This is a genomic window from Kamptonema sp. PCC 6506 (assembly GCF_000180455.1).
GTDB lineage: Bacteria > Cyanobacteriota > Cyanobacteriia > Cyanobacteriales > Microcoleaceae > Kamptonema > Kamptonema formosum.
This window is the reverse complement of the sequence record NZ_CACA01000370.1, coordinates 50025-61676: the sequence shown is the minus strand read 5'-3', so window position 1 is coordinate 61676 and position 11652 is coordinate 50025. Positions and strand designations below refer to the sequence as shown.

7 protein-coding genes are annotated in these 11652 nt (G+C 43.0%); 6 read left to right on the top strand and 1 reads right to left on the bottom strand.

From position 1 onward, the window contains the following. Window positions 1-640: 640 nt before the first annotated feature. Window positions 641-1681: a DUF3102 domain-containing protein gene (locus OSCI_RS26920; protein WP_007358403.1), complete on the top strand. Its 1041-nt coding sequence runs from the start codon at window positions 641-643 to the stop codon at window positions 1679-1681. A gap of 2 nt (window positions 1682-1683) precedes the next feature. On the opposite strand, the gene OSCI_RS26915 is transcribed toward OSCI_RS26920, so the two are convergent. After that, window positions 1684-2469 (bottom strand): thioesterase II family protein, encoded by a 786-nt coding sequence (locus OSCI_RS26915; protein WP_007358402.1) that lies wholly within the window; start codon window positions 2467-2469, stop codon window positions 1684-1686. A gap of 860 nt (window positions 2470-3329) precedes the next feature. Between OSCI_RS26915 and OSCI_RS26910 the strand changes: the two genes are divergently transcribed. The 5 genes from OSCI_RS26910 (at window position 3330) to OSCI_RS26890 (ending at window position 11624) form a co-directional block, all read left to right on the top strand. After that, a complete protein-coding gene (locus OSCI_RS26910) occupies window positions 3330-3578 on the top strand; it encodes an acyl carrier protein (protein ID WP_026103647.1) in 249 nt (82 codons plus the stop codon). After that, the gene (locus tag OSCI_RS26905) at window positions 3578-5116 is read left to right on the top strand and encodes a benzoate-CoA ligase family protein (RefSeq protein ID WP_007358399.1); all 1539 of its coding nucleotides are present in this window, start codon (window positions 3578-3580) and stop codon (window positions 5114-5116) included. The genes OSCI_RS26910 and OSCI_RS26905 overlap by 1 nt, the downstream gene beginning before the upstream one ends. A 31-nt stretch (window positions 5117-5147) precedes the next feature. Next, window positions 5148-6521, top strand: coding sequence for an anthranilate synthase component I family protein (locus OSCI_RS26900; RefSeq protein WP_007358398.1), 1374 nt, complete (start codon window positions 5148-5150; stop codon window positions 6519-6521). 66 nt (window positions 6522-6587) lie between these two features. After that, a complete protein-coding gene (locus OSCI_RS26895; RefSeq protein ID WP_007358397.1) occupies window positions 6588-8105 on the top strand; it encodes a 3-oxoacyl-[acyl-carrier-protein] synthase III C-terminal domain-containing protein in 1518 nt (505 codons plus the stop codon). A 57-nt stretch (window positions 8106-8162) separates the two neighbouring features. Beyond that, complete coding sequence (locus OSCI_RS26890) at window positions 8163-11624, top strand: non-ribosomal peptide synthetase (RefSeq protein ID WP_007358396.1); 3462 nt, start codon at window positions 8163-8165, stop codon at window positions 11622-11624. The last annotated feature ends 28 nt before the right edge of the window (window positions 11625-11652 follow it).

The following is an 11652-nucleotide window of genomic DNA, read 5'->3' as shown; positions in this document are numbered from 1 at the left end:
AGAAGGGAATAGAATCAATGGCTTCAGGAATTCAGAACCTTCTAATCGCCTTAGCGGTTGCTAGATTTGTCACTTGTGTTTGCTAAAACCCACAGATTTTCTTATCCGTGCATCCGTGCTGAGCCGAGCCGTGTTCGTGTCGTGCCGGGAAAATAACTGAGAACTTATATCTTTAAATACAGGTAGCTTGTTAGACAGACAGAAATTAAGATACTAGCTCTAGTCGTCAAGGCTAGACCAACCTCCCAGCCTCCTTAGTTACTCCTGGTTATAGAACTCAAAGCCTCTCAAGAGATGGATACAGGTTTAACCGAACCCGCAAATGTTACCCTCTAGACAAAAATTTTCATGGATTTAATAAAAATTATTTGCAATAAGTTCTTAACTATTAGGCAACAAACAGGCAGATATGTCAACTAGGCGTAGGGAAATTTTTAGAGAAAAGTATCCCCAGAGGTCTGCGCTAATGGACATTTCCCGCTTGTTTCGGCTATCCTAGAGAATTGTAAATATTTAATAAAGATTTAGAATTGCTAAAAATCTGGGTACAAGCCAACGATATAGAGCTACGATGCTCAGGGCTAGGGGCTAGGGAAGAAGGAATAGAATCATTTGAATTTAAGTAGGCAAACATCGGAATATGGGTAACTCACAAAAACGGCTCAACTTGGTAACAGGTTTTGACTATGAAATTTTAGAATCTCAAGAACGGATTGTTGTCCAGCAACGAACTGGGGAAATTAGAGAGCGTTTACAGCGCTCGGCCCAAGATATTTGGGAAATCGGTCAAAAGCTGGCGGATGTGCGATCGCGCCTCAAGCACGGTCAGTTCGATACCTGGTTAAAAGCTGAGTTTGGCTGGAGTCGGCGTACTGCTTATAACTTCATTAACGTTTACGAAGCCTTTCCCGAACGTGCAAACTTTGCACAGATTAATATTGCGACTTCGGCCCTCTACCTCTTAGCCGCACCATCAACTTCACAAGAACTCCGCGATGAAGTTCTGCAACGAGCAAAAGAAGGCGAACCCGTAACCTATAAGGAAATCCGCCAAGTCATCAAAGAAGAGAAGTCACAGTCTCCTGCTGTAGAAAAGCCCCAATCGCCAAAGCCAGAAATTGTGGCGCTCAAACCGAAGGCCTTGGTAGAAGCGGAGAACTCAGTTGTAGAAGTGACTGCGCTAGATGGCATTGCTGAATTGGAGGATGAAATCTGTAGGGGTAATGCCCCCGTGCTTACCCCGGAGAGTGGAGGGGCAACCACAGAGGGATTGCCCCTACAGACTCCTATTAACATTCAGCCCGGTTGGTATATGTTGGAGAAGCAACATCTACTGTTTTGTGGTGATACGGCTTCACCGAAATTTGTAGAACGGATACCGCAAGCGGCGCTGGCGATCGCAATTACTGGTGATGACTGGGATCATGATTGGCTGATCGAACGGGCAAAAACCGTAATTGTTTTTCCTGAATCCAGCCTCAAGGAGCAAATGCTCTCTAGCTTGCTGTCCATGTTTTCGACACCAGGAGAAGCTGTGATTTTCCCTTGGTTGCCGGACTCAACAATGCTAGCGATCGCCCATAAACTAGAAAGAAATATTTTTGCCGGAGATATGAGCCCAGAGAGATGCAGAAAAGCGATCGCCCATTCGCAACTCTTGGCTGAACCGATTAACCTGTAAAATTATCGGCTGTTGTAGTGAGGACTCAATTGAACAACAATCTGATTGAGTAATAGTGAAAGGCTTTGTAGTAAAAGTGTTTGGGCTGAGTGCAGGTAAAAATGATCTCCGGGAAACATCTCCAGCGAAAAAGTAGAGTTTGTCTGCTTTTGCCATGCTTCTAGGTCTTCAATACCAACTTTCCAATCTTCTAAGCCACCAAAAGCAGCGATCGGACAATCTAACGGCGATTCCTGCGAGTAGGCGTAAGTTTCAACCACAGCAAAATCCGCTCGTAGAGTAGGAAGCAGCAGTTCCATCAGTTCCGCGTTTTCTAGCACCGCTTTGGGAGTGCCATTATAACGGCACAATTCTCGGAGAAATTCTGGTTCTGGTAGAGCATGAATGGGAGGGTCGCGATCGGGAATTTGAGGAGCCCGATGACCGGACATAAACAAGTGAACTGGGCTTTGGTTATACTCTTTGCGGAGTCGTCGCGCCAGTTCAAAGCTCACCAATGCACCCATACTGTGACCGAAGAAAGCGAAAGGTTTGTTAAGGCTGGCGATCGTAAAAGCAAGAGTGTCAATTATAGGCTCGATCTCGGTAAAGGGAGTTTCCAGCAGTCGAAATCCACGTCCGGGAAGTTCGACCGGACAAACCTCCACCTCTGACGGTAGGTTTCCTGGAAAAGCACGGAAGTTCAAAGCCCCACCCCCCGCATAGTGAAAGCAAAATAGTCGCAATTTGGCTTCAGGATTAGGTTTCGGGTAGGTAATCCAAGAGTTTGCAGTTATGGTAGCGTTCATAAATTAATACTGTTGAAAGACTTGATGCAGCAAGGGTTTGAGTTTATCTGCCTCAAAAATATCTCTGCGGGCGATGCCTGCGGCTGACTCCGCCTACGCGACTTTTTCGGGTTTGGATAACGGAAAATAAGTATAGCAACCCGCAAGGCGATTAGGACGTTCTGATTTCCTGAAACCCTTGATGCTATTCCCTTCTTCCCCTAACCCATCTTCCCATCTTCCCATCTCCCCCCATCTTCCCCCTCTCCCCCATCTTCCCCATCTCCCCCATCTTCCCTCTTCCCTAGCCCCTACCTATATTTCTAGCGATTGCTGCCTATAATAATTATCAATAATCGCGTCAAGAAGCTGCAATCCTTTTCAATATTAAGGAACCTCGACGCTTAGCCGAGCGCAGCGAGAGAGGGGTTGTCACCCCGTCAGCTTGAATAGAAATCTCCGAAAAAGAATCTCAAACCCTTACCCTGTATGAATAAACATCTAAATCTGGTCGAGGTCTAATACGTAAAAATTCCCTACTCTTAATAAAACTTTACAATTTTTCCCTGAATTGGGCTTGCCAAGAATCGAGAATAGGTAATACAATTCATCTAGCTTATTGAAATAGGTTATCAACAAGAAAGCAAACGAAGTCAGTGCGGCTGATACAGGCTGTTCTTGTGGTTAACGATCGGTTCGCTGAAGTCAGGGCCTAGAAACCTAGAAACCGGGTTTTTTACGAAAATACTTCGTTCGATCCCGCAGATTCGGTAAAAACTCGGTTTCTTTGGTCGGTATTTAAGTCCAGTAAAAGCCATGAAAATTAAATCAAAACAGCACTCTCATCTATTCGATGAGAAGTCAAAAGGATCGTTTATTCCATGAGAAGTCAAAAGACGATGGATACACTGAAGGCAATACTGATTAATTTAGGTATTCCCGAAGAGTCCCTTCATCAAGACACTTTACTCCGGGCAAATTTACAACTTGACTCCGTTGAAACAGTACAAATTGCTGTGGAATTGAAACGAAGATTGGGGGTTAATCTGAAACTTGGAACCCGCCAAGATATGACATTAGCTCAAATCTGTAATGAGATTGAAACGGCGATGCCAGCCGAACATAAATAATGAGTATTTCCGCAAAATTACCTAGCATCTTTAACGTTGCAGCTTACTTCTTGGAAAGCAACCTAGCACAAGGACGTAGCGAGAAAGTAGCGTTTTACTATCAGGATTCGACTTATACTTATGCCCAATTAAACAGCTTTGTCCGACGTACAGCGAGATTATTATCTGATTTAGGATTGGCGCGAGAAAACCGGATAGCCATTCTTTTGTCAGACACTCCAGAATCAGTATTTGCTTTTTGGGCGGCAATTTTACTCGGTGCAGTACCAGTTCCGATCAATACGGCTTGTACGATTGATGACATCCACTATATTCTGCAAGATTCACGCGCCAAAATCTTGGTAACTAACCAAGAGTGGCAAGAAAAACTGACTCCCATCCAGTCTCATTGCTTGCAAAATATTCTCCTTGCAGACGGAGAAAAACCATTTTTATCTCTGCTTACTCAGCAGACAGACGAACAGCTATCTTACGCCGAAACATCTCGCGACGAACCTGCTTTTTGGCTTTACACTTCCGGTAGTACGGGTAAACCCAAAGGCGTAATTCACAACCACCAAAGTATGGTAGTTTGTGCAGAACTGTATGGTAAAGCTAAGCTAGGTTTGCATCAAGATGACATCACCTATTCAGTAGCTAAAATGCCTTTTGCCTACGGTTTAGGGAATAGTTTATATATGCCGATGGCAGTGGGTGCAGCGACAATCTTATCAGATGCTAATAATGCTTTTGATATCATCGCCGACATCGAACGCTACCGACCGACAATTTTATTTGGCATACCTAGCATATATGCCAGCATTCTCTCAGTACATGAAATTGCGCCTCTAAATACTTCCTCTTTAAGGTTGTGCTTATCAGCAGCCGAACAACTACCAAAAACTATTTGGTATAAGTGGCGAGACACTTACGGAATTGAGATTTATGAGGGGATTGGTACAACAGAATTGCTGCATATCTTTCTATCTAATGCAGAGGGAGAATGTCGTCCCGGTAGTTCTGGTCGTCCCCTTTCTGGTTATGATGTGCGAGTTGTTGATGAAAATGGTTTTCCGGTTCCAGCGGGAGAAATTGGCGACCTACAGGTGAGTGGAGAAAGTCTCATGCTGGGGTATTGGAATCGATTGCAGGAAACGCGACAAGCTCTTTACGGAAACGCGATGCGAACGGGGGATAAATATCTGCGCGATGCGGATGGTTATTTCTGGTTTATGGGACGTAAAGATGATTTCTTCAAAGTAAATGGGATGTGGGTGTCGCCATTTGAAGTAGAAGATATCTTGCTCCAACATGAAGGTGTTCTGGATGCGGCGGTAGTGCCAGAATGCGATCGCGGCGAACAATTAACTGAGATTATTGCTTACGTTAGCCTTAAACCAGGTTTTGATAAATCTCTCGATTTAGAAGAGAAGATTCGGCAATTAGCTAGGACTCGATTACCCCATTTTAAGGCTCCTAAAAAAATTCATTTTTTAGAAACATTACCGCGCACGCCAACCGGAAAGATTCATCGCAAATCATTGCTGAAAACCCATTAATGTTAACTTCCATCACCAAGGTTTTTACCCCATGTATCAGGTAGCAAGCAACTTATTAACTTATCATGAACTATTCGTACCGGGTCATAGAGATCCTCTGATTCTGTTGCAGAATCTATTAGATGCTGGGATTTTTTCTAACTACGTGATGTACAGAAGTGAGAACGAAGTACGTATTGCTGGGAATGCCTTAGCTGAAGTATCGGTAAGTTCTGAAACTGTTTCGATCGCCTGTATGGGTGAGATTAAGTCAGAACCGATTGTCGATCCGCTCAAGCAAGTAGAATTAGCCTTAGCATCTTTGCCAATTGAGAATTGGACTGCGTATGGTTACATTGGCTTTGATATGGCGCGTTTCTATTACTCCTACTCCAAGGCAATTGAACAACCTCTACTCTATTTTTTAGTTCCAGAAATAGAACTTTTGATCGCTCCTAGAGGAGTGCATATCAGAAGCATTAAGTCGCCAACAAAAGTTCTGGAAGCCTTATCAATAAATAGCGAATTGAGAGACTATGTAGCGACACCACCAGTTGTTGATTTTGCCGATAAAGAAGAGTATCAAAGCCAGGTTTCCGATCTGATTCAAGCCATCCAAAACGGCGATTTACATAAAGCGATTATTTCCCGTTCCGTAAAAGTGAAAGGGGAGATGGATTTACTGGGAACTTATATTTTAGGAGCAAAAAATAACAATTCAGCGCGATCTTATTGTTTGCACGTTGGCGAAGTAAGTGCTGTAGGCTTCAGTCCTGAAATTTTAATGGAAGTTAGTGCTGATGGTTTTGTCGTTACTAATCCCTTAGCGGGAACTAGACCCAGATCCGAAAATTTGGCAGAAGATTTACAATTAGAAAATGAGTTATTTACTGATGCTAAAGAAGTAAAAGAACACGCGCTTTCGATTTGGCTGGCGCAAAGTGAGATGGCTGAGGTTTGTCTCCCAGAAACGCTGCGAATTTTTGACTTCATGCAGGTGAAACAATACAGGTGCGTGCAGCATCTATCATCGCGAATTGGCGGTCAGCTAAAAGTAGAAAAAACTTTATGGGATGCTTTGAAAGTCTTATTTCCAGGTGTCACTGTATCGGGAATTGACAAACACAAAGCTATGCAATGGATCGAGATCCTAGAAAAAGAACCGCGAGGAATTTATGCTGGTGGTATTGGTTGGGTTAATAGTAGTGGGATGGCAGATATTGCGATTGCAATTCGATCCGCTTATCAATATGGCGATTGGGTTTACTTAAATGCTGGCGCAGGAATTGTGGCAGAATCTATTCCCGAAAATGAGTATGTGGAGTCTGTTAATAAGATGAATACGATGTTAACTAATTTAGTCTTGAAGGCTCCTTTGGCGGTTGAAACCGCTACTACACAAACGAAGTCCGCCTGCGCGGACTAAGAAATAAGGGGGATATTTAACTGCACTTTAGCGCAACTACTTACCTAAAAATCACTCCTAGTTTTAATGGTTATGATCAATCCTTCAGTCGGTATTCGATCGCTTGCACTCAGTTTTCCCAGCCTAATTCGGACAAATGATTATTGGTTGGAAAAGTTCCCTCATTTGTTTGCTGTAACTTCGTCAAGAAGAACGAGGTTATTTCAGTCTAATGAATTCACCTCTAATGATGACGAACTTGCTATCTGGTCGCAAGAAGTCGCACCATATTTATCAGACCCTTTTCGGGGTAATGTCGAGCGAAGAGTGTTGGGTGCAGGCGAGTCGTCCTTGATGCTGGAATGTCGCGCTGCTAAGGATGCGTTGGATGCAGCAAAACTTTCTACTGATGAAGTGGAATTGGCGATTGTTGCTTCTATTTTCCCAGAACAACTGGTTCCCGGTAATGCCTCTTACCTAGCAGGTGAATTGCAATTGCAATGTCCCGCTTGGAATCTGGAATCAACTTGTTCTAGTGCATTAATTGCGCTGCAAAATGCGCGTGCTTTGGTGCAAATGGGAGAGTATCGTAATGTTTTAGTTGTTGTCTCTCATATCGAATCTAACTCTATAGATGATGAAGATACTTTATCGTGGTCTATGGGAGACGGTGCTGGAGCTTTTGTGGTGGATTCGCTCAACTCTAATCAAGGAGTTTTAGGCAGTAAAATAATTAATACTGCTGCTACTTGTGGTGCGTATTTACACGAGTTAACAATCGACGCGCAAGGTAAGCCGGGAATGCGTACTCGGACGGGTGAGAATGCTAGCAGTTTCGCGGAAACAAGTGTGGAGTTTGTTCGTACTTGCTGTGAGGGGGCTGTAGCGGCGGCTGGCGTGAGTCTCGAACAAATTGACTTTTTTGCCTTCAATACTCCGACAGCGTGGTATGCGAGGCTGTGTGCTAGGGCTTTGGGTATAGATTTGGAGCGGACGATCGATCTTTATCCCTGGTATGCGAATATCGGTTCTGTATTTGCGATCGCTAATTTATACCATGCCGCTCTTGCAGGTAAAATTCGCGAAAACGACTTAGTTCTCGTTTACACCAATGGCGCGGCGGCAACGGCGGCGGCAACGGTAATGCGCTGGGGTGATGTAGCGCTAGGAAAGCCTCCTGCTCCTCCAATTAATGCTAATCGAGAAGAAGAAGAAAAGAGTACAGTCAATCTTTTTGGTGTTAACAAAGCTGTTCTATCCAAGGAAAAACTATTCGCTGCTGCACCAAGAGAACAGCAGCAAATATTGGAAAGCTATCTCATAGAATGGCTAACTAATTCTTTACAATTGCCTTTCGATCGTCTAAGTCCGCAGCATTCTCTGGCTTTACTGCTTGATTCCTTAATGGCTTTTGAACTCAGAAGTCGAATTGAGGCGGATCTACAAGTGCGAGTGCCAATAGAAAGATTCTTTGGTGATAACAACATCACTCAATTAGCCGAACTCGTACTTAATCAATTAGCTTTGGCGAGCTTAACGGCATCAGAATCGGTTTTTATTACCGAATTCAAAGCAGAGGAAGAAAGGGAAATATTAAGTATTTGATTTGAACCTCAAAAAAACGCTCGTCAATTGGTGCAATACTAACTTCAAGCTAAAAATATGAATCTACATTTACTCTTAAACACTTTATCTAACCAAGGCGTAAAACTTTCTACTGATGGAAGTTCCTTAGAAATTGATGCGCCGAAAGGAGCAATTACTCCAGAGTTGCGGAACTCATTAATTGAACATAAAGCCGAACTTATCCTGTTATTACGCCAGAACAGCATGAGTGCTAGTTCTACTTCTTTACCAGTAATTAACCCAGCACCAGACTTGCGCTACGAACCTTTTCCATTGACTGATATGCAGCACGCATTTTGGGTAGGGCGTAGTGGGGTATTAGACTTAGGAACTGTCGCCAATCATGGTTACTACGAAATTGAATGTCACGGTTTAGACTTGGAAAGATTGAACGCGGCTTTGCCCAAATTAATCGATCGCCACGATATGCTGAGGGCAATAGTATTACCCGATGGTCAGCAACAAGTTCTCAAACAAGTTCCTACATATCAAATGGAGATTTTGGATCTGAGAGAACACGAAAAAGAAGTTGTAATTTCTGAAATTGAAGCAATTCGCGATCGTCTATCCCATCAAGTTTTACCTGCTGACCAATGGCCTTTGTTTGAGTTTAGAGCAACGCGGTTAGATGGGGATATAATTCGGCTGCATATCAGCTATGATTTACAAGTATTTGATGCTTGGAGCTTGTTTCGTTTATTTGATGAATGGTTTCAACTGTATCAAAATCCCGATGCGATATTGCCACCGTTAGAGATAACATTTCGGGATTATGTTTTGGCAGAACAAGCGTTGCAAGATACAGAATTATATAGGCGATCGCACGAGTATTGGTTGAGTCGTCTGGATAGTCTATCTCTAGCACCGGATTTACCTCTCGCTAAAAATCCTAAAGAACTCAAAGAGCATCGCAACAGGCGCTATGAAAGCGGACTGGAACGAACTGATTGGCAACAGTTAAAGTTGCGATCGGCGCAAGCGGGTGTGACTCCTTCTGGGCTATTACTGGCCGCTTTTGCTGAAATTATCGCACTTTGGAGTAAAAGCCAAAAATTTACAATTAATCTGGCTTTATTTAATCGTCTACCGCTGCATTCTCAAGTGAATGATATTTTAGGAGACTTTACCTCTGTCACTCTTTTAGCAGTAGATAATTCCGCTTGCGAGTCGTTTATAGATCGAGCAATTCGCCTTCAGAAACAACTGTGGCAAGATTTAGAACATCGCTATTTTAGTGGAGTCAGCGTAACGCGGGAATTGGCTCGCAGAAGAGGCACAACTCCTAGCGCGATGCCGATTGTTTTTACCAGCACTCTTGGCTTTCGTTCTCTGGGACAGGAAACTTTAACCTTTAGTCATTTTGGCGAATTGGTATATGGAATTAGTCAAGCATCCCAAGCTTGGATGGATATTCAAGTTTGGGAAGAAAAAGAAACTTTGACATTTAATTGGGATGTCGTTGAAGAACTTTTCCCGGACGGTGCGATCGCAGATATGTTTGAATCATATTGCCGTTTTCTCAAGCAACTTGCTACTTCTCAATCTGCTTGGGTGGAAACGAATCGGCAACTTTTACCTCCGGCGCAATTAGCACAAAGAAATGCGATTAATGCTACAGATGCAGTGATTCCAGACGATTTACTACATAGTTTATTTGCCGCGCAAGTCCGGGATAGAGGAAGTGAAAAGGCAGTGATTTCATCAACACGAACTCTAACTTATCAGGAATTATTCGAGCGCTCGAATCAAGTCGGTCATCGACTGCGCCAATTAGGAGTTATACCCAATCGGTTAGTCGCGATAGTAATGGAAAAAGGATGGGAACAAATTGTCGCAGTTATGGGTATTTTAGCTGCCGGTGCTGCTTACGTTCCCATCGATCCCGGATTACCTGAAGAACGCTTATCTTATCTATTAGAAAATAGCGAAGTTGAGATCGTTCTAACTCAATCTTGGTTGAAAGAAAAGCTGACTTGGCGATCGGAAATTCAACTAATATGCGTAGATAATGAAGACTTAGCCGGAGAAAGTAAGCGATCGTTAGAGCCAGTTCAAACACCCGATGATTTAGCTTATGTTATCTATACTTCTGGGTCTACAGGATTGCCCAAAGGGGTGATGATTACTCATCGCAATGTGGCGAATGTTGTTGTTCATACAAATCAGCGTTTTAATGTTACTTCGCAAGACAGAATTTTAGCTTTGACCGCGCTCAATCACGATTTATCAGTTTATGATATCTTCGGTCTTTTGAGTGCTGGCGGTGCGATCGTTTTGCCGAATGCTGCTGCTGTGAAAGATCCCCGTCATTGGGTAGATTTAATGATAAGAGAAGGGGTGACATTATGGAACTCAGTTCCGGCGATGATGGAGATGTTGGTAGATTATGCAAATGAGGCAATTTTTAATAGCTTGCGCTTGGTAATATTAGGAGGAGATTGGCTACCGATTTCTTTGCCGAATCGCATAAAATACCTAGTACCAAATACCCAAATTCTGAGCATAGGCGGGCCGACTGAAACAACTATTTGGAATATTGGCTATCTCATTGAAAAAGTCGATCCAAATTGCAAGAGCATTCCCTACGGTCAACCGATGGCGAACTCGAAATATTATATTTTGAACGACGCTTTAGAAGACTGTCCGGTGTGGGTTCCGGGACAAATGTACTGTGCTGGAGTGCAGTTGGCAAAAGGCTACTGGCGCAATGAAGAAAAGACTCGCGACAGTTTTATTAATCATCCGCGCACGGGAGAACGTTTGTATCGGACAGGAGATTTAGGTTGTTATCATCCTGATGGCAACATTGAATTTTTAGGACGAGTTGATTTCCAGATTAAGATTCGGGGACACCGCATTGAAGTGGGAGAAATTGAGGCTGCTTTGACACAGCATCCTAATGTGAAAGCTTCGGTAGTTGCAGCAATTGGGGAACAGCATAAAGAGCAGTTGGTAGCATACCTTGTTTCCGACCGAAAACCAAACCCTACTATTGAAGAAATTAGAGAATTTCTTAAAAAGAAGTTACCCGATTACATGATGCCATCAGCTTTTACATTTCTTGATGCTTTACCCCTTTCTGCTAATGGGAAAGTAGACCGCCGTGCTATTCTTATTCAAGATAGTATTTTCCAAAAAGTAGAAGTTACTTACGTTCCCCCAAAAAGCGAAGTAGAACAAACAATTGCCACCGCTATCAAAGAGATTTTGGGATTAGAAAAGGTAGGCATAAACGATAATTTCTTTGATTTAGGAGGGAATTCATTAATGCTCACAAAAATTTACAGAAGGCTGCTAGATTTATTGCCAGACATGGTACAATCTATTGCATTAACTGATTTGTTTAAACACTCAACAATTAGTGCTTTAGCAAAGCGCTTAAACCCAAAATCAGTCTCCTCATTGCACGAGTCAAAAGCTGAAGCTGAAGAGAAAATCCAACAAGGGAAAAATCGGCTCCAGCAAAGATTTCAAAAATCCAGGCTAATGAATCTTTGAAGGTTATTTACTCCACTTCACGAGTGGA